The sequence below is a fragment of the Peribacillus sp. TH27 genome (genome assembly GCF_016650915.1).
Classification (GTDB): domain Bacteria; phylum Bacillota; class Bacilli; order Bacillales; family DSM-1321; genus Peribacillus; species Peribacillus butanolivorans.
On the sequence record NZ_JAEKEV010000002.1, the window covers coordinates 1,466,236 to 1,489,609 of the forward strand.

Genomic DNA, 23,374 nt, shown 5'->3' on the forward strand with positions numbered 1-23,374 from the left:
TTACTCCAAATAGGAGAAACATACGACTGTAAATAGAAAGGGAGTATATTTCCCTGGATATTTCGTACCTATTATATTGAAAAGGGGCCACAAAGAATTGTCACAGAATGAAACACCATTATATACTGCCTTATTACAGCATGCCAAAAAAAATCCCGTTCAATTTCATATTCCAGGTCATAAAAAAGGAAAAGGAATGGACGCTGATTTTCGTGATTTTATTGGAGAAAATGCACTATCTATAGATTTAATCAATATCGCACCACTCGATGATCTCCACCAGCCAAAGGGAATCATTAAAAGAGCCCAGGACCTTGCTGCAGAAGCATTTGGGGCCGACCATACATTCTTTTCCGTTCAGGGAACAAGCGGTGCAATCATGACGATGGTCATGGCAGTCTGCGGTCCTGGGGATAAAATCATCGTCCCGAGGAACGTACATAAATCTGTTATGTCTGCTATTGTATTTTCAGGAGCGGTTCCTATTTTCATCAATCCTGAAATTGACAAAGACTTGGGAATCTCACATGGAATTACCATTGATGCTGTTGAAAAAACATTAAAGGAACACAGCGATGCAAAAGGCTTACTCGTAATCAATCCGACCTATTTCGGCATTTCTGCTGATTTGCAGAAAATTGTAGAAGTTGCTCATTCCTACCAAATACCTGTACTGGTTGATGAAGCCCATGGTGTTCATATTCACTTCCACGAAGACTTGCCTATGTCCGCTATGCAAGCTGGAGCTGATATGGCCGCTACGAGTGTTCATAAACTGGGTGGATCACTAACAGGAAGTTCCATTTTAAATGTTAAGAATGGTTTAATTTCTGCCAATCGGGTCCAGGCAATTTTGAGTATGCTCACTACTACCTCAACTTCCTATATTCTTCTTGCATCTCTCGATACCGCAAGAAGACAACTTGCGACCGTTGGAAGAGAAATGATAGATGGTGCTATCAAGCTTGCAGAGTATATCCGGACAGCTATTAATGAGATTCCTTATTTATACTGTGTTGGAAGCGAAATTTTAGGTAGTAAGGCAACCTATAGTTATGATCCGACAAAACTAATCATCTCCATTAAAGAATTGAATATTACCGGATACGACGTTGAGAAATGGCTTCGAGAAAAACATAATATTGAAGTAGAACTTTCTGATTTGTATAACATCCTTTGCCTAATCACACCAGGGGACTCTAAAACAGAAGCAGATTTGTTAATCGCTGCCCTTAAAGACTTATCGGATGAGTTTAAAGAAATGGCTGCTGATCATGAAAAAATCGAAGTCCTGCTTCCCGATACACCACCTCTTGCTTTATCACCGAGAGATGCATTTTACGCAGAAACTGAAGTGGTTCCTATCGAGGAATCTGTTGGCAAAATCAGTGCTGAATTCATCATGGTCTATCCGCCAGGGATTCCAATTTTTATACCTGGTGAACTGATAACAGAAGATAATATCACATACATTCAGAAAAATATCGAGGTTGGTCTACCAGTTCAAGGTCCAGAGGATCCAGAAATTAAATATTTACGAATTATTAAAAACTGATTGAATATCAAAAACCAGAGCATAAACAAACTGCTCTGGTTTTTTTATGCGACTCCAAAGGCCCACCCCATTCCAGTTGCCCGTGCTTTACACAGATAAGGTTCAGAAATATAGGGATTTGCCAAATTCTGAGTTCCTACTGTACAAGCAAAAAAAGGGTGCCCCAGGTTACAGCTCCTGAAACACCCTCGAATTCTATTAATATCTGAGATTATCTTTTTTATTATTTTTCAGAGGCAGCCGTATCACAGCTGTGGCAGTTGTGATTGTGTGTATAAAGTACACTTACTTTTTCATCTTCAAAATGTTCAATCGTGCTATTGCAAGTTTGACATACGATAGTTCCCATTTTTACAACCCCTTCCTCTATATTGTATGCATTAATCATTAAATGTAACCGCTTTATATGAATTATAATATAACACATTTATAATTTCAAGCTATTAAGTATAACATATATAAAATTCCCTTAAATTCATTTCATTCAATGCCTTTGATTTATTTCTCTCTGGATTGAAGCCCCCTTAAAATGGTTAGAAGGACAGAGACTCAAAGCTTCACAGTAGGCTGATACATTTTATCACGAAGCGAATCCAACGACTCTTCCATTCTCCATATTAAAGTAGCTGGTTAAAGGTTAGGCTATTCGAAGTCGTTTAGCTTGTTCTACGGTCTAACCTAAACATGGTATTTATCCATACAAAGTATCCTGAGTAGATGTTGAATCTGTCAACACCCTGAAATTAACCTCCTCATAATCATAGGCGGCAGAATGTCAGTTACGAGTTCTCCAGTGATTGTTATTGTCTATTTTATAAACCCCTGTAAATAATTCTTCTTTGTCCATTTGTGACCTTTTTCACCCTATATATAAATTCATGCTTACACTTGCATTAGTTCATCAAAATCGTAAGTCTTCAACCAGGACGCACATGCCTCAATATCAGTGGAAAACATACGGTCCTTTGTAATACTCGGTACAATCTCCCTGGCCTTTTCAAAGAAACGAAGGGTTCTCGGAGCCATTCGTTCGATTCCCCGGTATTCGACCCCCTGCATCGCTGTAATACATTCAATCGCCAACTACATGCCATGTATATTTTGAATGATCTGGTATGCGTGTCTTGCTGCAATCGTACCCATGCTCACATGTCCTCTTGATTAGCTGAAGATGGAATGGAGTCTACACTTGCTGGATGGGCCAGCGCCTTATTTTCCTATATGAGCGATGCCGCACAATATTGCATAATCATTGCACCTTACTGTAGCCCAGGTCTTGCGCTCAAAAAAGGCGGCAGATCATTCAGCTGTGGATTTACGAGTCGTTCAATCCTCCGTTCTGATATACTAGCAATTTCTGCAACACCCATCTTAAAAAAATCCATTGCAAATGCAAGAGGTTGACCATGAAAGTTCCCCTGAAATCACAGTTTCTCCTTCATCAAAAATAAGGGGATATTGGGAGAAAGGGTGACCATCTCTTTATTAAAAATGATTTTTTATTGACTTATTGTTAAAACTTTACCGGTAAGCATCATCCCCTACACCCCTTTAACATAGTAAAGGAGCTCTATCGCTTTAAATTAAGTGATACAGCCCCTTTTTGTAAAACATTAATATCTTCATCAAATTGTATATTCATAATATATTCATGATTCCCACCTCTTATTAACTATCATCTGTATAAATTTTACATCGAAATAAAAACTGGAAGCCAACACACTTTAACAATTTTTAAAAACATTAACAAACTAACCTAGCAGAGTGAAAAAGGAATTTTACCTTTAAATTTACATATAGATAAGTATATAAAACAACCATAAAATGTTAAAATACAATTAAAATCTATAGAGCTAAGGGGGATTCAAATGGTTGAAAATGCCTATATCAAGCTCGTTCCTGAGTCTGTGAAAGAAGCCGTAACCATTGAAGACGTGAAGGAATTACTCACATATTACCAAATGATCACCGCTAAAACGGGAAAACAACTCAATTGGGATTATGATAAGAAGGCCTTTCCTTATGAAATGAAAGAGCCTGAAAAGATGAAAGATAAAGTAATTTATCTCCAATCCAATGTGGACAGATATCACATGATACTAATCGGAGTCGACCAAGAAATCGTACAGGACGAAGATGGACTAGAGCGAATTCAATCTTATATCCAATTCACCCTCCCAGAAACGGCAACATTCGGTGATAAAGGGAAAGCTAATGAATTATGCAAATTCCTTGCAAAGAAGTTACGAGCACAGCTCCATCTCTTTAACAAGCGAGTGATGTATTACTATCCAAGAAAATAAAAAACTGATAGTGGCCGTAACTTCAAATCATTCAGGCGTTTCAATTAATTTTGGGTCAAGAATCTTATATCCTTTCTTATGAAAATCTTTCACAATATCCTCTATCGCTTCTCTCGTCCATTTTCGGTCGTGCATCAGTAAACTGGCTCCATTGGATAAATAAGGATTGTTCAACATGATCTCTTTCAATGCTTTTTTATCTTGATATTCCTTTTCCCAATCATATCCATATGTCCAATTCATGACCAGCATTTTTTCATTTGCAGCAACTTTTTTGGAAAAATCGGTATTAGATCCAAAAGGCGCCCTAAAATACTTAGGGCGTTCCCCGATAATGCCTTCCACCAAATTATTCAATTTTACGATTTCCCGCTTTTGCTCTTCTTCTGTCAGCTCTTTCAAATTGACATGAGAATAAGTATGATTACCGATGGAAAAGCCCATATCATGAATTTCTTTTAACATCGATTTCTTTTCATCACTTTCAAGAAAATGTCCATTTACAAAAAATATCGCCGGCACTTGAAGTTTTTGAAGTGTTTTTGCAATTTCTAACGAGTACTTATCAGGTGCATCATCGAACGTCAACAAGACAACCTTAGGTTCTGCATCCTGAATTGGTTCAAATGACCAATTATCTTTGTTCAACCGGTACTCGGCCTGAAAATTTTCTTTCTCTGAATTCCTAATTGTTTTTGAAGCTTCTTCTTTCATATCTTGCTCTTGTTTGGTTTCATCTTGGATAGTGGTAGTTGTTTCCACACTTTTTGGTTCTTTTTTTTCAGTTTGATTGGAAACTGAATTATTACAACCAATTAATAAAAGTGAAGCAAATACAAACATAACTACTACTTTGGTGATCATGTTTCCTCCGTGTTTTTCATGTGTCATTGTAAAGATTCAAAATTCAATAAATGGGTACTAACGTTTCCAAAAGAATTTGCATTACACCGTAACATAGTAAACTGATTATGGTAACAAGCATTGTCCGCTTGTTGGATTTTAAAATCATTTTACCAATGTAAATGGCCAAATAAGAAAAAACCAGAAACATAAATACCTTAAAAACAAAACGATCATTAACAGAAAGCCATTCAACCAATGTATATCCGCTCCAAACGATTAGTTGAAAGAGGATTACCAGATAATTTTTCAAGTGATCCACCCCATTTAAATTGAATAATCAGCCACTTTGTTTAATCGGCATCCTTATTCTTCAGTACATCGCTCTTTCTATTTTTTTTCCTCTTTTACTCAATTTAAACCTTTTATAGAAAAAAAGTATGAAGACCTTTGTATAGCTTATGCGCATTTTGCACTTTTCATTTAAATTGAGTAAAGAAAATATCCTAATTTGGGAGAAGACATTAAATTTGTACCAGTTTTAATTTATTTTTTATTTATAAAAACCAAAAAAGCGCACTGCAAATGGCGACACGCTTTTTTTGGTATCAATTATTTAATAATATGAATTGGAGTTCCTAGGGCTACTTCAGCAGCTTCCATAGTGATTTCTCCTAAAGTTGGATGTGCATGGATTGTCATCGCGATATCTTCAGCAGTCATTCCTGCTTCGATAGCTAAACCAAGTTCTGCAATCATATCAGAAGCATTTGGTCCTGCGATTTGGGCTCCAATAACCAATCCGTCTTCTTTGCGAGTGATTAGCTTCACAAATCCGTCCGTATTGTTCAATGAAAGAGCACGTCCATTTGCAGCGAATGGGAACTTAGAAGCAAGCGCTTCGATTCCAGCTTCCTTCGCTTCTTTTTCATTATATCCGACAGAAGCAAGTTCTGGTTCAGAGAATACAACAGCCGGAATAGCAAGATAGTCGATTTCTGATGAATGTCCTGCAATGGCTTCAGCTGCAATTTTACCTTCATAAGAAGCTTTATGAGCCAATTGTGGTCCAGAAACGATATCACCGATTGCGTAAATGTTTTTCACGCTTGTACGGCATTGTTTATCAGTTTCGATTAAACCACGGTCAGTCATTTTGATTCCGACTTGTTCAAGACCAATTTCTGAAGTGTTCGGACGACGACCTACTGTTACTAAAACGTAATCGGCTTCGACTTTTTTCTCTTCGCCTTTTACTTCATAAGTAACGGTAACGCCTGTTTCAGTTTCTTCCACACCTTTAGCATTTGCTTTAGTAACAATTTCAGCACCTTTGTTTTTAAGGTTACGTTTAACAAGTGCTGCCATTTGTTTTTCAAAGCCTGCAGAAAGAATCTCTTCCGTACCTTCAAGTATAGTCACTTTAGTTCCAAAGCTGGCGAATGCGCCGCCAAGCTCTGTACCAATGTAACCTCCACCGATTACTACGATAGAACTTGGAACTTCTTCCAAAGCAAGAGCTCCAGTAGAATTAAGTACACGTTTCGTATATTTAAAGGACGGAATCTCGATTGGTGATGAACCAGTAGCGATGATTGCGTTTTTAAATGTATATGTTTGAGCTGAGTCATCATTCATAACACGGATGCTGTTTTCATCAACGAAATAAGCTTCGCCTGTTACAACCTCAACGTTATTACCTTTTAACAGGCTGCTTACGCCGCCAGTTAATTTTTTTACAACAGTACCTTTCCAAGCTTGTACTTTAGAAAAATCAACAGTAACTTTTTCTGCAAAGATACCCATGTCTTCTGAATGTTGAGCCTCATGGAAACGGTGTCCCGCTGAAATTAAAGCTTTTGATGGGATACAGCCTACATTCAAACAAACTCCGCCAATTGTTCCTTTTTCAACGACCGTTACTTTCTGTCCAAGCTGTGCTGCGCGAATTGCCGCAACATATCCCCCTGGGCCTGAACCGATCACTAAAGTATCTGTTTCGATTGGAAAATCTCCTACTACCATTGTTTACGCCTCCATTAGCAATAATTCTGGGTCGTTCAATAACTTTTTGATGTGATTCAATGCATGCTGAGCAGTAGCCCCGTCAATCATGCGGTGATCAAAACTCAGTGATAATGCCAGAACTGGAGCGGCGATAATTTCCCCGTCGCGTACAATTGCTTTTTCGGCAATGCGTCCAATCCCTAGAATGGCAACTTCTGGATGATTGATTACAGGTGTGAACCACTGACCGCCTGCGGAACCGATATTCGTGATGGAACATGAAGCACCTTTCATTTCGTTAGGAGCCAATTTTCCGTCACGAGCTTTCGTAGCTAATTCATTAATTTCTTGTGAAATAGCAAAAGTTGATTTACGATCTGCATCTTTTACAACTGGAACGAGCAGTCCTTTGTCTGTGTCTGCCGCAATTCCGATATTGTAATAGTGTTTATGGATAATTTCACTTGCCTCATCATCAAACGATGTGTTAAGCATAGGGAATTCACGCAATGCACTTGTTAACGCTTTAACAACATAAGGTAGGAATGTAAGCTTAATTCCTTTTTCTGCAGCAATTTCCTTGAATTTCTTACGATGAGCAACTAGTAGCGTCACATCGACTTCATCCATTAATGTTACATGTGGAGCTGTCTGTTTGGATTTAACCATTGCTTTGGCGATCGCTTTTCTCATACCGCTCATTTTCTCGCGAGTTTCAGGATATTGCCCTTCTGGAATTGAAACTTTTTGTTTTTCGGTTGTTTCCGTATCGTTTTGTTGTGAAGCTTCACTTTGAGCTGCTGGTTGCTGTGGAGCCGTTTTGCCGTTTTTGAAAGCATCGATATCTTCTTTCATGATGCGGCCATTATCCCCAGAACCAGAAATCTCACGAATATTTACCCCTTGTTCGCGTGCATATTTCCTAACAGAAGGCATGGCGATAATACGTCGTGAAGGATCCGCCTCAACCTGTGGTTGTGATCCCGCGCCCGTTTCTGCACTATTTTCTTGAACCGGAGCAGCCTCTTTCTTGACTTCCTGTCCAGCTTCAGCCGTAGCTTGAACCTGGGCCTCCGTATTCTTCTCACCTTCTGCCTTCGCTTCTTCTCCATGATCCCCTTTAAACTGAAGATCTTCATAACCTGGAGCATCGAATGTTACAAGTACATCACCGACAACGGCAACCGTTCCTTCTTGAACAAGGATTTCTTCCACGGTACCTTCCACTGGTGATGGAATTTCAACAACGGCTTTATCGTTTTGAACCTCGCAAAGCACGTCATCTTCTTGGATCTTATCTCCTGGTTTAACAAACCATTTCACTATTTCACCTTCGTGTATACCTTCTCCGATATCAGGGAGTCTAAATTGGAATGCCACTGAGTTCAACCTCCTATATTAAATCATACTTAGTGCTTTGAATAAAGTCCTTTATCTTGTAATTCTTCTAATGCGAATTACTTCCTCAAGCAGTTACTACCATTCCGATTACTCAAGATAGTTAAAACTTCAAGACTTTAGTCGCCGTTTCAATAATGTCTTTATAATTAGGGAGCCATACTGTTTCAGCTTGAGAAAACGGGAATACTGTATCAGCAGCAGCCACTCGTAGTACTGGTGCATCCAAGCTTAAAATAGCACGTTCGTTAATTTCCGCGACAACATTCGCTGCTATGCCAGCTTGCTTTTGTGCTTCTTGAACAACGATAGCGCGTCCAGTTTTTTCCACTGATGCAATGATTGTATCAATATCCAATGGAGATACAGTTCTTAAGTCAACAACTTCAACCGAATGACCTTCCTTAGCCAATTCTTCAGCTGCCTTGATTGATTCCTGTACCATCGCACCATACGTAATAATGGACAAATCCGTTCCTTCTCTTTTTACATCTGCTTTTCCTAATGGAATTGTATATTCTTCCTCAGGAACTTCCTGACGGAAAGAGCGGTACAATTTCATGTGCTCAAGGAAAATGACAGGGTCATTATCACGAATCGCTGAAATCAATAAGCCTTTAGCATCGTAAGGAGTGGAAGGGATAACTACCTTTAACCCTGGTTGCTGAGCCATTAAACCTTCTAAGCTATCAGCATGCATTTCCGGAGTATGCACTCCACCTCCGAAAGGTGAGCGAATTGTAACCGGCGCACTGTAACGTCCGCCTGAACGGTAGCGCATACGAGCAAGCTGACCGCTTACGGAATCCATTACTTCATATATAAAACCGAAGAATTGAATTTCAGGAACAGGACGGAAACCTTGTAAAGAAAGACCGACCGCTAATCCACCGATTCCAGATTCAGCAAGAGGAGTATCGAATACACGATCTTCGCCGAATTCTTTTTGAAGATTTTCCGTTGCACGGAAAACTCCACCATTAAGACCAACATCTTCTCCAAAAACGAGTACATTCTCGTCATTTTTAAGTTCTGTACGTAATGCTTCTGTAATTGCTTGAATCATCGTCAATTGAGCCATGGCTTACTTCGACTCCTTCTCTTTATAAATTTCATATTGTTCTTTTAAGTTATAAGGCATTTCTTCATACATGTTTTCAATAAGGTCTGTCACCTTTTGCTTAGGTTCTGCATCTGCCATTTTGATTGCTTCTTTAATATCGTCTTTTGCTTTTTCTATTGTTTCGTTCTCTAATTCTTCATTCCAGAGTTTTTTGTTTTCCAAGAACTTGCGGAAACGAACCAATGGATCTTTCAATTCCCACTCATTATCCATATCAGAAGTACGGTAGCGTGTCGGGTCATCTCCAGCCATCGTATGTGGTCCATAACGGTAAGTTAATGTTTCAATCAATGTAGGGCCCTCACCATTAATTGCACGTTCACGAGCTTCTTTAACTGCTGTATAAACGGCCAACGCATCCATACCATCAACTTGGATGCCAGGAATACCTGCAGCCACACCCTTTTGGGCTAATGTTTTCGATGCTGATTGCAATTCAACAGGTGTTGAGATTGCAAAACGGTTATTTTGTACGATGAAAATAGCTGGTGCTTTAAATGCACCTGCAAAGTTGATTCCTTCGTAGAAGTCCCCTTGTGATGTACCACCGTCACCCGTATATGTGATTGCTACTGCTTTTTTACCGCGTTTTTTCATACCTAAAGCTACACCTGCAGCCTGAATATACTGAGCACCGATAATAATTTGCGGTGAAATTACATTAACATCTTCCGGGATTTGATTCCCTTTAAAATGTCCCCTTGAGAATAAGAATGCTTGCCAAAGCGGCAGACCATGCCAAACAATTTGCGGCACATCACGATAACCTGGAAGAATGAAATCTTCTTTCTCCAATGCATACTGGGAAGCGATTTGCGAGGCTTCTTGACCGGCAGTCGGTGCATAGAACCCTAATCTCCCTTGACGGTTCAATGAAATTGAACGTTGATCCAAGATACGCGTATAAACCATGCGGCGCATTAATTCTTGTAGTTGTTCATCAGTTAAATCAGGCATTGCCGCTTCGTTAACGACTTCTCCTTCTTCATTTATAATTTGAAAAGTTTCAAATTGTTCTTCCACTTTCTTAAGCTGATTCTGAACATTAAATTTAGCTTGTTTAGTTTTTTGAGCCATTTGGCACCTCATCCTTTCATTAAAAAGGTTTGCTATTATTATTCTATAAGCAAAAATATTTTGCTTTATAGTTTCTTCAACAATGCATTCTTTTATTTTTCCCTTAAGCCTAATCCCTCAAACGTGGATATGGTTAATATGTCTCAATCTTATTCTGTACCATAAAAAAAATCAAGAAAAATGATACAAGAACTTTTATAAATTTAGTTTACAAGATGCATTCACGTCAAGTCAATCACTTGTATTTCCTTATTTTTAAGATTCAATAGAATTTCCAACGCCAAATCTTCATCACTGTGTTAGTTTTGATTTTGTAACTGTACTATAAATTTTCTTCCTTTTTTTAATTTATAGGTACTGAAGTATAATATTACACTTCTATTGACTATCCAATCGATTCCCAAATTGCTTTAACTAAAGGCATTTGAGACTTTAAAATAATATTTCGAGAAAATTTTTAAACGCTTTCATTTCATTCTGCTGTTAGATTTTCTATTTTAGAATTTTTTAGTACAGTTTCTTCATTTTTTATATTTAGGAGTTCTTTTATATATTGAATAAAAAAATTATTCTAGAATTTTTTAGTTAATAAACTAATGAATGCATAAAAAATAGGCTATGGGTATTACCCACAGCCCATTAAATAATTATTTTTTGGTTGAATCTGCCATTTCTATTCCTGAACTGTTGTAAAAACTTTCTTTTTTCTGATTAGATTTTTCAGTTAATTCATTAAATTGGCTATTCGTTTTCAACACTTTTGTATATGAGGTATTGATTTTCTTGATTTGGCCTTGTAACTCATCCATTTTCAAATCTTCTTTTTTAAATAGTTCATACAATTCACGATCATACTCTAAGCTTTGCTGATAAGCTTCATATAGGTTATCGTACGTGCTATATCGTTCACTCATTATCTTATTCATTTCAGTGGCTTCTTTTTTTACCTTCTTATCTTCTATTTTCCCAATTTGTTCTTCTATCTTATTAAATTGTTTTTTTGAGGCCTGCATACTGTTATGTTCTTTTTCAATAATAGCCTCGCGTTCATCAATATTCTTAGTTGCTTCATCTGAAAGTTCAACGATTTGTTCATATTCATTCATTCCAAGTTTAATAATTTTATCATATTGCTCTTTTTCTTTATTCTCCAATTTATTAAGTGGCTCTTGATGCTCGGTAAAATCACTTTCCTTCTCCGTAGTTTTTTCAAGAATTTTATGGATTTTTTCTTCCGGTGAACTACTAAAACAACCGGTCATAATTGTTAAGGAAAGAAGTAAAACAAAATATAGACGAAAACGTTTCAACATCGACAGCTCCTCCTGATAGTTCTTTGAAGTAGGATATTTTTCTACTCATCTGTTTTAGATGATTGCAGACTCTTGTACTAATCATATTCTAAGCAGGAATTTTCCATTACTAGGCTTTAGCCTACACCCTTTAAACCGTATTGCATAGGCTGTAGAGACCGTTTCAACTTAGAGTGGTCAATACTTTAACAATATAAAAACGGAGGTATAAAATTATGTATGGAGGTTACACCCAGGATTGTTGTTATCCGGTTTCCGCCGCACCCAGCTATGGTTATGGGGGAGGTGGAGGGGGATGTGGAGGCGGCTTTGGATCCGGCTTTGCTCTAATCATCGTCCTTTTCATCCTGCTTATCATTGTCGGCGCCTGCTTCTGCTAAACAGATAATTACTACTACCTTTACCCGAATATGTTATCTATTTACCCTGATTTCACAAAAAAATGAATGATTTTTAAAAAAAGATCACAATCGGTTTATACAATCATGATAGGGATAGGGATTTGAGTATTGATCCTATCCCTATCATGTTCTCTTTTATCAATCCAAAAGCCTAAGTATACAGTCCATTAACTTTTCGTATTTTTTTTGTTAAAATAACCCTATACATATATTATAAATTTTTAATGGGGTGAAAGATTATGCTTACTATGGATGATTTTGTTAACGAAGACGATCCAATATTAAGAAAAGTCGCGTTGGAAGTACCACTGCCGGCTTCTGATGAAGATAAGCAACTTTTAACCAGCTTGATGGAATATGTCCAAAATAGCCAGAATCCTGAAATTTCAGCTCAATATGGTTTAAGAGCTGGGATAGGCTTGGCCGCACCACAGGTAAATGTTTCAAAACGGATGATTGCCGTTCATTTAAAAGATAAAAATGGTGAACTGTATAGCTACGCTCTTTTCAATCCTAAACTCATTAGCCATTCAGTGGAGAAAGCCTACTTAACGACAGGTGAAGGTTGTCTTTCAGTTAATCGTCCAATCTCTGGTTATGTATCACGTTATGCTCGAATAATGGTATCAGGTACGACTCTGGATGGAACACTGGTTCAGCTCCGCTTAAAAGGGACCCCAGCCATTTGCTTTCAACATGAAATCGACCATCTGAACGGAATCTTGTTTTATGATCATATTAATCCAAAAGATCCCTTTACCATTCCAGAAAATTCCGTTGCGGTAGAAAGATGAGCTAACTAAGTGATAAAAAACTCCCATCAGTTGACGGGAGTTTTTAGTTCTAGATCAGATCAAGTTCTTTTAATCCGTAAAGTATACCATCATTATCGACATCCTTCGTTACAAAGTCGGCCTCCTGCTTCAAAAGCTGACTGGCATTCCCCATTGCCACGCCATATCCCGCTACTTTTAACATCTCTATATCATTTAACCCATCCCCGAATGCATAAACATCCTCAAGGCCAAATCCGACTTTTTCCATTAATATCTTTATACCTTCTGCCTTTGACCCACCGAATGGAAGTACATCCGTCGAATACGTATGCCATCTAATAAAATGAAATTTATCATACTGACCAACAAATTTCCCTTCTTCATCCTCAGAGCAAAATAATAACGCTTGGTATATGTCATGATCTTCGTAAAAATCGGCATGAAGTTCTGGATGTGGAAACTTCAGACTGCTTAATGCCTCCTCAATTCTGCTATGATGCGGTACACTAGATTTCATTGTCTCTTCATTCATAAATACAATTGGTATATTATTTTTTTCAGAATGTTCGTGAAGCCTTTTTATTTCAGACAAACTTAAAGGATTTTTGTAAATGACTTCACCTTCAAAAACAACATATTGTCCATTAAAACTTACGAATGTATCGATGCCAAGCTCTTCCCTTAAAGATTCAAACATGAACGGAGCCCTACCTGTAGCAATCGCAACAAAAACCCCATTGTCTTGTAATTGCTTAATAGCTTTTTTCGTTGAGGCAGGTAACTTTTTTTCATGATCTAGCAATGTTCCATCAATATCAAAGAATACGATTTTCACTAACTCTTCACTTCCAATTCATTCAGTTTTCCTTTTTTAATATGTACCCATTTAATAATTGTCATAAAGATAAGTCAAGTAACCCACACCTGTCAATTAACATTTATTGCTACGTTTTTTATTTACAAATGAGCATATACTACTGTAAATAAAATTCATTAAAGCTCAACTTATTCTTCCTACTCTCTCCTCCCAAATCTGCACCTTTTCTATATTACCTCTAAAAGCCTAGTTATCTACTGAGTATTACGCCTTTTTTTACAAAAATGGGCCAAGTACTTGTAAAGACATATTTACTTTATTGAATAATCCTATACAATAATAATTAAGGGAGTGTGATCGCCATGTTAAAAAAGCTTCGTAAAAAGCTTGTAAAACAGTGGAATGATCTTTTAAGAAAAAAATCAATCGCATGAACTGCCGTACCTATTGTGCCTTGGCCGTCATCCAAATGCGAGTTTTTTTCGTACAGCCCTTCAAAAACTTGCGGAGGGCTTCTTCCTTGTTGTAAAGTTCTTGTTAAGCCTTCTTCTATCTTGGCTTTGAAAATTTCAAGTAAGTACATATTGCATTCGGAATATGAAGCGTTGTCTCTTAATGGAACGCTGTACTAAGGGTTAGACACTTAAAGCAAGAAATCGGTTGCGAAAAAAGACTTCGTAACACAATAGAATAAACGCAGTCAAACTGATTTCCACCCTAAAAAAGTTGACCAAAAACTTTTCTTTATCGATTTAAGTTTTACACATAGTAAAAACGGATAGGATAAAAGAATAGAGAAGGCCGCGATGAATTGAATACCTGATTCGGCTGACTATTTTTTATATACTTTTAAGACATTGGTATAATCAGTTAACTAAAACCCCTTCCGTTTTTATGGCGGAGCTGGGTTTATTTTTACATGATGTTGAAAAACATGAAAAAATTGTTGTTTTTATATATAATGAAAAAAGCAATGCAAACAAGTGAGGAGAGATTAAAATGGTATTTAAGGTATACTATCAAGTAACCATAGCAGAGGTTCCCATCAGGGAGAATACTAAAACAATGTTTGTCGAAGGTGAATCCGTTCGTGACGTTCGTTTAAAATTAAAAAAAGAACCTTATAACGTAGAATTCGTAACAGCAGTAACTGGAGCATATTTAGAATATGAAAAACAAAATGAAGATTATAAAGTATTGGAGCTATAATTTATGAAATTTGTAAAAAATGATCAAACAGCTGTATTCGCCTTGGGCGGTTTAGGCGAAATCGGTAAGAACACATATGCTGTTCAATTTCAAGACGAAATCATCGTTATTGATGCTGGAATTAAATTTCCGGAAGACGAACTTCTCGGAATTGACTATGTGATTCCTGACTACAGTTATTTAGAGAAAAATGTAGATAAAATTAAAGGTGTCTTCATCACTCATGGCCATGAAGACCACATTGGCGGGATTCCTTATTTATTAAGAAAAGTGAATGTCCCTGTATATGGCGGTAAGCTAGCACTTGGATTACTTCGTAATAAATTGGAAGAACACGGTCTTTTACGACAGACAACCATGATCGAAATCAGTGAAGATGAAGTGATTAAATTTCGGAAAACTTCCGTCTCTTTCTTCCGCACAACTCACAGCATCCCGGATTCTTATGGAATCGTTGTAAAAACACCGCCTGGACAAATTGTTCATACTGGTGATTTTAAATTCGACTTTACACCTGTAGGCGAACCTGCAAACTTAACTAAGATGGCGGAAATCGGTAAAGAAGGAGTATTGTGCTTACTTTCAGACAGTACGAATAGTGAAGTACAGAACTTCACGATGTCTGAAAGCCGCGTTGGCGATACCATTCAAGACATTTTCCGTAAAGTGGACGGACGGATTATATTTGCAACATTTGCATCAAACATCCATCGTCTTCAACAAGTAGTAGAAGCAGCTGTAGCAAATGGCCGTAAAATTGCTGTTTTCGGCCGTAGCATGGATTCAGCTATTGCTATTGGTCAAGACCTTGGTTATATTGTAGCTCCTAAAGATACATTTATTGATGTGCAGCAATTAAATCGGATGCCTGCTAACAAAGTAACCATCCTTTGTACAGGTAGCCAAGGTGAACCAATGGCAGCCCTTTCGCGGATTGCGAACGGTACTCACCGTCAAATCCAAATTATACCTGGTGATACAGTTGTGTTTTCTTCTTCACCTATTCCAGGTAACACAATCAGTGTTTCTAGAACAATTAATCAATTATATCGTGCAGGCGCAGACGTCATTTCAGGTCCATTGAATGATATTCATACATCCGGGCATGGCGGCCAACAAGAACAAAAACTTATGCTTCGTTTAATTAAGCCAAAATTCTTCATGCCAATTCATGGTGAATATCGGATGCAGAAACTTCATGCCCGACATGCAGTTGATTGCGGGGTTCCTGAAGAAAATTGCTTTATCATGGATAATGGTGAAGTGCTTTCGTTAAGTGAAAACACAGCACAAATCGCTGGGAAAATCCCTTCAGGTTCTGTTTATATTGATGGAAGCGGCATCGGCGATATCGGAAACATCGTTTTACGCGACCGTCGGATTCTTTCTGAAGAAGGTCTTGTCGTTGTCGTTGTCAGCATTAATATGAAGGAATTCAAAATTGCATCCGGTCCGGACATCATCTCACGTGGATTTGTCTATATGAGAGAATCTGGAGACCTTATTAGCGATGCTCAATCCTTAATCACTAAGCACCTGAATAAAGTAATGGATCGCAAAACTACTCAATGGTCCGAAATTAAAAATGAAATTACAGATACATTGTCTCCATTCTTATATGAAAAAACAAAACGCCGTCCGATGATCCTACCGATCATCATGGAGGTTCAATAAACTAAAAAAAGCCTCCAGCCATTACCCTGGCTGGGGCTTTTTTTAGTTTAATACTATATCCTTACATTCTACGTACACTATAGGTTAAAAGCTTCCTAAAGAAGTGAGCCTGTTCGATATGGAAGAGGTCTCAATTTCATTCTACAATCTTTTTCTCAAAACGATTGATGTCGGAATCTGCTCCAATAACTATCAATATATCGCCTTTATGAATTAAATCGTTTGCTTGTGGAGAGACATTGATTTCATTTCCTCTTTTAATAGCGACAATATTTAGCCCGTAGTGAGCACGGATATCAAGATCAAATATTGAATTCCCATTCATCTTTTGGCTTGCTACAATTTCAACAATGGAGTGTTCATCAGAAAGCTCCAAATAGTCGAGAATATTATTAGACCCGATATTATGGGCAATCCTTCTCCCCATATCTCGCTCCGGGTGCACAACAAAGTCAGCACCGATTTTACGTAGTACCTTCTCATGATAATCATTCTGCGCCTTTACCGTAACATTGCTGACACCCAACTCTTTAAGCATAAGCGTCGTCAAGATGCTCGCCTGAATATTTTCACCGATCGCTACAATGACGTGATCAAAATTACGAATTCCAATATTTCTGAGGACACTTTCATCAGTCGTATCCCCTACTACGCTATGTGAAGCAATTCTAGCAAATTCATTGACACGATCTTCATTTGCATCGATAGCCAGAACTCCTAAACCTTCTTCAGCTAGCGTCCTGACTATACTGCCGCCAAAACGACCAAGTCCAATCACTGCAAATTCCTTTTTCACAGTAAGCCCTCCAACATCTTTCATTCTATTAGGATATACAGCGTCTCGCTCCTTAAAGCACACTTCCTATCCTAGTACGGAAAAGCAATTAAGCTTTATTGCCTTTAAACGTTAAATAATTTGTTAAATGATTGATGGCAAGTTCAATTGCTTTTTCATCCGGAGTTAACTTAGCGTGGTGTAAACCGTATTCGGATGAAACCCCTAGCCAGAACATGAAACCTGGAATTTCCTTTAGCATGTATCCAAAATCTTCACCAGTCATCGCTTCGGTACAGCGATATAAATCGACCTCTGATGACTGCTCCGTATATTCCATAAATTCCTGTGTCAACTGCTCCTCATTATATACCTGATGGTACATCGCGCCATAGTCAATCTCTGCCACGCATTCAAAACCCGCTTGAATACCATCTACAAGTGCTTTAATCCGTGACTTAACCTTTACCATTGATTCAGGATTAAGCGTGCGTATTGTCCCTTCTAAGCGCGCTGTCTCTGCAATGATATTTTGGACGGTGCCTCCGGTAATCTTTCCAACAGTTATGACAGCTGAATCAAGCGGATTCACATTGCGGGAAACGATAGTTTGCAGTTGCCCGACAAGTGAGCAGGCAGCGATGACCATGTCATTTGTATGATGAGGGTAAGCTGCATGCCCACCTTTCCCTTTCAGGTCAATAAATAATTCAGATGTGTTGGCAAATAAAAGACCTTCTTTAACGGCAATCGTTCCAACCGGATACTCTGGAGCTATATGCAAAGCAAGAATCATATCCGGTTTCCATTTTTTCATCGTTTCGGATTTCAGCATTGGTTCAGCTCCACCAGGCCCCTCTTCCGCCGGCTGAAAAATAAATAGTAAGTCATCATCAATCGGGTTTTCCACAAAATATGTCAAAACTCCTAGACCTATGCTCATATGAAAATCATGGCCACAAGCATGCATATAATCCTCATGATTAGAAGTAAAAGGTAATCCAGTTTCCTCTTTAATCGGTAGACCGTCTATATCCGCACGATAGCCAATTATTTTTCGGGGGTTCCGTCCCTTTATTTTCACAAATATCCCTGTTCGCCAAGTCTCTATTTCCATTCGCTCTAACGCCAATTTCGTTATGTAATTCAGTAGATATTGCTGCGTTTTAAATTCTTGAAAACCTATCTCCGGTATTTTATGCAAATCACGCCGGATGGCGGCAAACGGACTTGTTTCCATCTTATTCCCTCCCTATACAGAAAGCGTGGATATAGTTATCCACGCTCTTGACACCTATTTACTTTAGAAATTAAAGTTGACGAAGTTCTTGCATGATTTCAGTTTTAGATTTAGTTTTTTCGTCAATTTGTTTAATCACTTTTGCTGGAATACCAGCAGCCACCGAGTATGGAGGAACGTCTTTCGTTACAATTGCGCCTGCCGCTACAACTGAACCTTGACCGATTTTTACACCTTCAAGAACAACTGCATTAGCTCCGATTAATACATCGTCTTCTAATATAACAGGTTGCGCGGAAGGAGGCTCAATAACACCTGCTAAAACAGCGCCTGCACCTACGTGACAGTTTTTACCCACTGTTGCGCGTCCACCAAGTATTGCGTTCATGTCAATCATTGTGCCTTCACCAATAACAGATCCAATATTGATCGATGCGCCCATCATGATCACTGCGTTATCTCCGATTGACACTTGGTCACGGATAATTGCCCCAGGCTCGATACGAGCTTTGATGCCTTTTAAGTCCAATAAAGGAATAGCGGAATTACGACGGTCGTTTTCAACTACATAATCCTCAATTTTTGTTCCAGCTGTCTCAATAGCCACTTCAACTTCAGACCACTCACCGAATACAACTCCGGTATTACCTGTAATGAAAGTTTTAGAAGTTTGACCAAAATCTATGCCTTCTAATTCACCTTTGATATATACCTTTACAGGTGTTGATTTTTTACTATTTGAGATAAAAGAAATAATTTCGTTTGCATCCATTTTATTCATTCTCGAAAAACCTCCTAAATATGTATCATTACTCGTCTTTAATTTACCAGACAACTGACGGCAAGACAAGTTGAATGTCATTGATATATATTATTCTACCCCATTGACATTTTCGGCAAATGAACTATAACATTCCTTGGTCCCTAATATGCTCTTTCACTACTTCTGTGAATGCTTGGACCTGCTTAAGCTGAAAAGCAGAATCATAGCCACAAAGCCATGTATCTCGTTCAATTGAATGATTATGCCCATCTAAAAGGGGGATTTTGAATATATTTGTATCTTTATCATGTAAAGTGATTGCTGGGAGAATAGCATATCCTATCCCATTAAACACCATTTGTTTGCATGTTTCGATTTGATCGACCACGATGGTGTTTTTTGGGGTCGTTTTAAATTGCCGGTGCCACCAGTCCTGAATTTCCTGATAATAGTTTGAATCGCTTTTAAACTGAATGAATGGCCGGTCTGTTTCGAATACTTGGTTCAGTTCCTTCATTTCAGTGTCGACCAAATAAAGCATATCCGTAAATAAATGCTGTTTTACCCCTTTCCAATCTGGTGCTCCCCTAATGATACCAATATGTACTTGGCCTTCATACAAGGACTTTAAAATCTCACTGCTCCAGCCCGTGATTAAAGAGATTTTGGCATACGGATATTTTTGGACAAACTTTTTCAAAACTTGAGGCAGCCAATTCTGTCCTACTATTGAGGCACAGGCAATTTTCAAAGTACCATATACTTCATGATCCATCGCCTGGATACTTTCTCTAACCTTTTCTTCTTTTTCTAAAACTTCATTGGCCAAACGAATAACTGCTTCTCCAGCAGGTGTCAACGAAAGACCTTTTTGCGAACGGAGAAACAGCTTTGAGCCCCATTCCTTTTCAATCGTTTGTAAACGCTGAGATAAAGCAGGTTGGGAAACAAATAACCGTTCAGCTGCTTTTCTCATATTCATTTCCTGAGCAAGTACGGATAATAAATGAAATTCTGAAAATGACATACACACCAGCCTCTTGATAATTAATTCTTATCTTGTTGATTAAATTTATTTAAATTTAATTATCAACAAAGTCCGCTTATAATACAAGAGAAAAGAAACGGAGTGGTACCCATGACGATCATTTTATTGCTGATTATCAGTTTTACAGCATCCTTTATAGGCACATTGGCCGGAAGCGGCGGATTAACTGGTATGCCTTCACTTCTTTTGATTTGACAGTTGCTTTGATTATGAATTTCATTTCTTAACACATGGCAGCCTCTTTAGTTAGACTGCCACAGGTCTACTGTTTCTTGCGTAGTCTCGTCAGTAATATGAAGCTAATTACAGAAAAGACTAGGACAATGAGATAAATCGTGTGTAGCGACAATGTAAGTCCTTCCTGTAAAACCTTCACAACATTTTCAGGAAGCAAAGCCCTTTCTTTACTGTTCAATAGCTTATTTGCGGTGTCAATTGTCACTCCCGAATTGACTGGTGCATGCTCGTTTAAATATGCTTGAAGCCTTGTATTCATAATTCCCCCTAGCAAAGCAGCTCCAACCGTATTTCCTAAATTACGCATGAACATATTCGAAGCAGTCGCAATCCCTCTACGTTCCCAACTGACCGTTTTCTGAATAACAACAATGAAGGAAGTCGAGGTCAAGCCCATCCCCACACCAACAAAGAAGGATCCCATCGCAGCGATAAGCGGCCCTGCCTCAGGCTTCATCAATACTAAAATCGAACTTCCGAGAATTAGCGAACACCCTCCAAGAAGCGAAGTTGTTTTAAAACCTATTTTCAACAACAGTCTACCTGAAACCATAGATGCAATCGGCCAGCCAATTGACATGGCGGTTAGTGTAAAACCTGCTACTGTTGGAGAACGTTCCATCACTCCCTGAACAAATGTCGGAAGAAAACTCGTTAATCCAATCATCATCACCCCTGTTGTCAAGGAAACAAGATTTGCGATTAAGATGGAGCGCTCCTGCCAGATTTCAAATGGCATCATTGGTTCGGATGCCCTCTTTTCTTGTACAATAAACAAGACAAAGGCTATAACAGCCACTATTACAAGGGAGACAACCGGTGTGGAAGCCCAAGACCACTTTACGCCTCCTTGTACGAGAACCACCATAAGGGTGGATATCGATAACGTCAATAGCGTTGCACCCAAGTAATCAATATCACGTTTTTTCTTTTCGATATTTTCATGAAGGAAGAACCAAATCCCTACAAAAGAAAGTAAGCCAAGAGGAATGTTGACCCAGAATACAAGCTTCCATGTAAGTGATTCAACAATCAAGCCCCCCAGTGCCGGTCCGATTACCGCTGAAATGCCCCATACACTTGATAAATACCCTTGAACACGGGCCCTCTCTTCATTTTTATAAATATCCCCCACAATTGTTGAAGCAACAGGTGCTACTGCCCCCGCCCCAAAACCCTGTACAAAGCGATAAATAATGAGCTCCGTCATCGAATTGGAGAAACCGCAGAGAATGGAACCAATTAAGAAGACAATAATTCCAAATAATAAAACAGGTTTCCTTCCAAGAATATCGGATAGCTTTCCATAAATTAAGACTGTCACGGCGTTCATTAGCAAATATCCAGAAAACACCCAGCTATATAGAGAAAAACCACCCAAATCACTGACAATAGCCGGCATTGCCGTCGAAACGATAGTTCCTTCAATTGCATTCATAAACATAGCCATCATGATGGCAGCTAGGATGAATGGACGTTTCAATTTTTTATTCTGTACTTCCGAAGTATTTACTGATTGTACCAATTTCCGCATCCTTTCCTAAATATGTAATAGCTCTAGGGTTTACCGCCCTCTATATAGAATATGTAAAAAACAAGAAAACTCGCCAATTGGCGAGTTTTAGGTAAACTGTACTGTTTAGCATTGACATATTTATTCAGGTAATGTATTTTGTTTAAATACTTTTTTCAAGATAGCTCTTCTCGTTAGGATTCCTTCAAAAAGGTGTTCATCATTCTCTACACAGACAAACGGATGGTCAATTAACAATTCTACACCTTTAGTCAAGGTATCTTCAATATGCAGGCGAGGTATGTCTATATTCATAATTTCGGAAACTTTTTTATTCTCTAGATTATCAAATTCAATTCGTTCCAGTCCCAAAATCGAGTCAAGAATGACTGGTGTGCTAATTAAGCCATGCAGTTTATACATCGGATCTAACACAGGAATGGCCGTATAACCGCTCTTTGTTAATACCAATAGTGCATGTTCTAAATTATTGGTTACCTGCACGTGGGCCACGCGTTCAGAAGAAATCATTAAGTCTTTCACGCTGGATTCCAATAAATCCCCATCATGAGTACCGATCATGTTAAAACCCCTTACCATATGTTTTTATATACAGCTCTTTTTCTAGTTTAACATATGTAAGCAGAAAAGACTCATTCCAATACCTATAAAATCCCAAACTGAGGATTCTCTAAAGAAATACTTAGCCTTTACTAGTTTTAATGTTAACCTGTTTAAACCCGCATTCCGGGCATTGATATATTACATTTTGGTTGGACTGTGCCGTCAATACATCTGCCATTTCCCTTTCCTCACCGCAAGCAGGGCATATTACCATAGGGTTTTTCATTTACATCCCTCCAATTATTAAGGTGTCGTAAAAATCCCTTCTTCATACACGAAGTAAAAAGTGAGTTGATTTTTCAATAATAAAAAGCCGTATTCCCAAAAGGAATGCGGCTTTTTTCGTAATCTTTTTAAGATTGAAGAAGATCAAAGATTTCAATGGTAATCATATCAATATTATCGAACTGATATTTGGATGATTTCCCTTTATCACTGTATACTTCAAGCTCGAACATTTCTGTTTTGCTGAAATATGTAACCTGGCATTTTTTCACGCCATCTATTTCAAAAAAACGCTGAGCAGATTCAGATTCCTTTGCTTGCTCTTGAAGACTTTTTAATCTGGTAAGAATGCCCTGTAATTGAGACATACTCACTCTCCTTTCTGAATAAAACCTTTTCGATAGGTTTCACTATACCATACTTTTCTATCCAGTAGCCACGCTGAAATAAATT

General features: G+C 38.2%; 23 protein-coding genes and 1 pseudogene. 6 read left to right on the forward strand and 18 right to left on the reverse strand.

All coding sequences use genetic code 11. The features are described 5' to 3' along the window. The first annotated feature begins 97 nt into the window (after positions 1-97). Positions 98-1,555 carry an aminotransferase class I/II-fold pyridoxal phosphate-dependent enzyme gene (locus JFU24_RS08450; RefSeq protein WP_201181602.1) on the forward strand — a complete coding sequence of 486 codons (1,458 nt, stop codon included), beginning with the start codon at positions 98-100 and terminating at the stop codon, positions 1,553-1,555. 223 nt (positions 1,556-1,778) lie between these two features. On the opposite strand, the gene JFU24_RS08455 is transcribed toward JFU24_RS08450, so the two are convergent. Together JFU24_RS08455 and JFU24_RS08460 are read right to left on the reverse strand one after the other, a co-directional pair. Then, positions 1,779-1,904: a GapA-binding peptide SR1P gene (locus tag JFU24_RS08455; RefSeq protein WP_098175446.1), complete on the reverse strand. Its 126-nt coding sequence runs from the start codon at positions 1,902-1,904 to the stop codon at positions 1,779-1,781. Between the two features lie 533 nt (positions 1,905-2,437). Next, positions 2,438-3,010, reverse strand: a pseudogene (locus tag JFU24_RS08460) (aromatic amino acid lyase); the annotation flags it as partial. Between the two features lie 413 nt (positions 3,011-3,423). On the opposite strand from JFU24_RS08460, the gene JFU24_RS08465 reads away from it, so the two are divergent. Then, a complete protein-coding gene (locus JFU24_RS08465; protein ID WP_201181604.1) occupies positions 3,424-3,858 on the forward strand; it encodes a DUF1885 family protein in 435 nt (144 codons plus the stop codon). Between the two features lie 27 nt (positions 3,859-3,885). Here JFU24_RS08465 and JFU24_RS08470 read toward each other — a convergent pair whose 3' ends face one another. The 7 genes from JFU24_RS08470 to JFU24_RS08500 form a co-directional block, all read right to left on the reverse strand. Continuing rightward, a complete protein-coding gene (locus JFU24_RS08470; protein WP_201224988.1) occupies positions 3,886-4,722 on the reverse strand; it encodes a polysaccharide deacetylase family protein in 837 nt (278 codons plus the stop codon). Positions 4,723-4,765: 43 nt separating this feature from the next. Then, positions 4,766-5,023 (reverse strand): hypothetical protein, encoded by a 258-nt coding sequence (locus tag JFU24_RS08475; RefSeq protein ID WP_309446312.1) that lies wholly within the window; start codon positions 5,021-5,023, stop codon positions 4,766-4,768. Between the two features lie 290 nt (positions 5,024-5,313). Then, on the reverse strand, positions 5,314-6,726 hold the full coding sequence (lpdA, locus tag JFU24_RS08480; protein ID WP_053345168.1) for a dihydrolipoyl dehydrogenase: 1,413 nt from the start codon (positions 6,724-6,726) through the stop codon (positions 5,314-5,316). Between the two features lie 3 nt (positions 6,727-6,729). Further along, positions 6,730-8,088 carry a dihydrolipoamide acetyltransferase family protein gene (locus JFU24_RS08485; RefSeq protein WP_056530562.1) on the reverse strand — a complete coding sequence of 453 codons (1,359 nt, stop codon included), beginning with the start codon at positions 8,086-8,088 and terminating at the stop codon, positions 6,730-6,732. 121 nt (positions 8,089-8,209) lie between these two features. After that, a complete protein-coding gene (locus JFU24_RS08490) occupies positions 8,210-9,187 on the reverse strand; it encodes an alpha-ketoacid dehydrogenase subunit beta (RefSeq protein ID WP_053345166.1) in 978 nt (325 codons plus the stop codon). 3 nt (positions 9,188-9,190) lie between these two features. After that, positions 9,191-10,306, reverse strand: a complete 1,116-nt coding sequence (gene pdhA, locus JFU24_RS08495) for a pyruvate dehydrogenase (acetyl-transferring) E1 component subunit alpha (RefSeq protein WP_201181610.1) — start codon at positions 10,304-10,306, stop codon at positions 9,191-9,193. 647 nt (positions 10,307-10,953) lie between these two features. Further along, complete coding sequence (locus JFU24_RS08500) at positions 10,954-11,619, reverse strand: YkyA family protein (protein ID WP_201249842.1); 666 nt, start codon at positions 11,617-11,619, stop codon at positions 10,954-10,956. 215 nt (positions 11,620-11,834) lie between these two features. Between JFU24_RS08500 and JFU24_RS08505 the strand changes: the two genes are divergently transcribed. Both JFU24_RS08505 and def read left to right on the forward strand, forming a co-directional pair. After that, positions 11,835-11,999, forward strand: coding sequence for a YjcZ family sporulation protein (locus tag JFU24_RS08505; protein WP_201249843.1), 165 nt, complete (start codon positions 11,835-11,837; stop codon positions 11,997-11,999). 260 nt (positions 12,000-12,259) lie between these two features. Beyond that, positions 12,260-12,814, forward strand: coding sequence for a peptide deformylase (def, locus tag JFU24_RS08510; protein WP_201181618.1), 555 nt, complete (start codon positions 12,260-12,262; stop codon positions 12,812-12,814). Between the two features lie 49 nt (positions 12,815-12,863). Here the strand turns inward: def and JFU24_RS08515 are convergent, their stop codons facing one another. Then, positions 12,864-13,631: a Cof-type HAD-IIB family hydrolase gene (locus tag JFU24_RS08515; RefSeq protein WP_236694876.1), complete on the reverse strand. Its 768-nt coding sequence runs from the start codon at positions 13,629-13,631 to the stop codon at positions 12,864-12,866. Between the two features lie 981 nt (positions 13,632-14,612). Between JFU24_RS08515 and JFU24_RS08520 the strand changes: the two genes are divergently transcribed. Both JFU24_RS08520 and rnjA read left to right on the forward strand, forming a co-directional pair. Beyond that, positions 14,613-14,822 carry a DNA-dependent RNA polymerase subunit epsilon gene (locus JFU24_RS08520; RefSeq protein WP_053345160.1) on the forward strand — a complete coding sequence of 70 codons (210 nt, stop codon included), beginning with the start codon at positions 14,613-14,615 and terminating at the stop codon, positions 14,820-14,822. Positions 14,823-14,825: 3 nt separating this feature from the next. Continuing rightward, on the forward strand, positions 14,826-16,496 hold the full coding sequence (gene rnjA / locus JFU24_RS08525; RefSeq protein WP_053345159.1) for a ribonuclease J1: 1,671 nt from the start codon (positions 14,826-14,828) through the stop codon (positions 16,494-16,496). A 136-nt stretch (positions 16,497-16,632) separates the two neighbouring features. On the opposite strand, the gene JFU24_RS08530 is transcribed toward rnjA, so the two are convergent. From JFU24_RS08530 to JFU24_RS08565, 8 genes are all read right to left on the reverse strand, one after another. After that, complete coding sequence (locus tag JFU24_RS08530; protein WP_157444071.1) at positions 16,633-17,292, reverse strand: potassium channel family protein; 660 nt, start codon at positions 17,290-17,292, stop codon at positions 16,633-16,635. Positions 17,293-17,380: 88 nt separating this feature from the next. Beyond that, positions 17,381-18,511, reverse strand: coding sequence for an N-acetyldiaminopimelate deacetylase (locus JFU24_RS08535; RefSeq protein WP_201249844.1), 1,131 nt, complete (start codon positions 18,509-18,511; stop codon positions 17,381-17,383). 70 nt (positions 18,512-18,581) lie between these two features. Then, positions 18,582-19,292 (reverse strand): 2,3,4,5-tetrahydropyridine-2,6-dicarboxylate N-acetyltransferase, encoded by a 711-nt coding sequence (gene dapD, locus JFU24_RS08540; RefSeq protein ID WP_201249845.1) that lies wholly within the window; start codon positions 19,290-19,292, stop codon positions 18,582-18,584. Positions 19,293-19,416: 124 nt separating this feature from the next. Next, on the reverse strand, positions 19,417-20,301 hold the full coding sequence (locus tag JFU24_RS08545; protein WP_053345155.1) for a LysR family transcriptional regulator: 885 nt from the start codon (positions 20,299-20,301) through the stop codon (positions 19,417-19,419). A gap of 283 nt (positions 20,302-20,584) precedes the next feature. Further along, entirely contained in the window at positions 20,585-22,093 is a 1,509-nt protein-coding gene (locus JFU24_RS08550) for an MDR family MFS transporter (protein ID WP_201249846.1), read from the reverse strand. A 120-nt stretch (positions 22,094-22,213) separates the two neighbouring features. Next, positions 22,214-22,654 carry a cyclic-di-AMP-binding protein CbpB gene (gene cbpB / locus JFU24_RS08555; RefSeq protein ID WP_053345153.1) on the reverse strand — a complete coding sequence of 147 codons (441 nt, stop codon included), beginning with the start codon at positions 22,652-22,654 and terminating at the stop codon, positions 22,214-22,216. A 121-nt stretch (positions 22,655-22,775) separates the two neighbouring features. After that, positions 22,776-22,922 carry a hypothetical protein gene (locus JFU24_RS08560; RefSeq protein WP_169787513.1) on the reverse strand — a complete coding sequence of 49 codons (147 nt, stop codon included), beginning with the start codon at positions 22,920-22,922 and terminating at the stop codon, positions 22,776-22,778. Positions 22,923-23,049: 127 nt separating this feature from the next. Then, a complete protein-coding gene (locus JFU24_RS08565) occupies positions 23,050-23,289 on the reverse strand; it encodes a YkuJ family protein (RefSeq protein WP_034314086.1) in 240 nt (79 codons plus the stop codon). Between the last annotated feature and the right edge of the window lie 85 nt (positions 23,290-23,374).

What these genes read in the sequence shown, in the direction of transcription:
- JFU24_RS08455 (WP_098175446.1), bottom strand. Translation starts at nt 1,904, where the DNA reads ATGGGAACTATCGTATGTCAAACTTGCAATAGCACGATTGAACATTTT.
- JFU24_RS08465 (WP_201181604.1), top strand. Translation starts at nt 3,424, where the DNA reads ATGGTTGAAAATGCCTATATCAAGCTCGTTCCTGAGTCTGTGAAAGAA.
- JFU24_RS08470 (WP_201224988.1), bottom strand. Translation starts at nt 4,722, where the DNA reads ATGATCACCAAAGTAGTAGTTATGTTTGTATTTGCTTCACTTTTATTA.
- lpdA (WP_053345168.1), bottom strand. Translation starts at nt 6,726, where the DNA reads ATGGTAGTAGGAGATTTTCCAATCGAAACAGATACTTTAGTGATCGGT.
- JFU24_RS08490 (WP_053345166.1), bottom strand. Translation starts at nt 9,187, where the DNA reads ATGGCTCAATTGACGATGATTCAAGCAATTACAGAAGCATTACGTACA.
- pdhA (WP_201181610.1), bottom strand. Translation starts at nt 10,306, where the DNA reads ATGGCTCAAAAAACTAAACAAGCTAAATTTAATGTTCAGAATCAGCTT.
- JFU24_RS08500 (WP_201249842.1), bottom strand. Translation starts at nt 11,619, where the DNA reads ATGTTGAAACGTTTTCGTCTATATTTTGTTTTACTTCTTTCCTTAACA.
- JFU24_RS08505 (WP_201249843.1), top strand. Translation starts at nt 11,835, where the DNA reads ATGTATGGAGGTTACACCCAGGATTGTTGTTATCCGGTTTCCGCCGCA.
- def (WP_201181618.1), top strand. Translation starts at nt 12,260, where the DNA reads ATGCTTACTATGGATGATTTTGTTAACGAAGACGATCCAATATTAAGA.
- JFU24_RS08520 (WP_053345160.1), top strand. Translation starts at nt 14,613, where the DNA reads ATGGTATTTAAGGTATACTATCAAGTAACCATAGCAGAGGTTCCCATC.
- rnjA (WP_053345159.1), top strand. Translation starts at nt 14,826, where the DNA reads ATGAAATTTGTAAAAAATGATCAAACAGCTGTATTCGCCTTGGGCGGT.
- JFU24_RS08535 (WP_201249844.1), bottom strand. Translation starts at nt 18,511, where the DNA reads ATGGAAACAAGTCCGTTTGCCGCCATCCGGCGTGATTTGCATAAAATA.
- dapD (WP_201249845.1), bottom strand. Translation starts at nt 19,292, where the DNA reads ATGAATAAAATGGATGCAAACGAAATTATTTCTTTTATCTCAAATAGT.
- JFU24_RS08545 (WP_053345155.1), bottom strand. Translation starts at nt 20,301, where the DNA reads ATGTCATTTTCAGAATTTCATTTATTATCCGTACTTGCTCAGGAAATG.
- JFU24_RS08550 (WP_201249846.1), bottom strand. Translation starts at nt 22,093, where the DNA reads ATGCGGAAATTGGTACAATCAGTAAATACTTCGGAAGTACAGAATAAA.
- cbpB (WP_053345153.1), bottom strand. Translation starts at nt 22,654, where the DNA reads ATGATCGGTACTCATGATGGGGATTTATTGGAATCCAGCGTGAAAGAC.
- JFU24_RS08560 (WP_169787513.1), bottom strand. Translation starts at nt 22,922, where the DNA reads ATGAAAAACCCTATGGTAATATGCCCTGCTTGCGGTGAGGAAAGGGAA.
- JFU24_RS08565 (WP_034314086.1), bottom strand. Translation starts at nt 23,289, where the DNA reads ATGTCTCAATTACAGGGCATTCTTACCAGATTAAAAAGTCTTCAAGAG.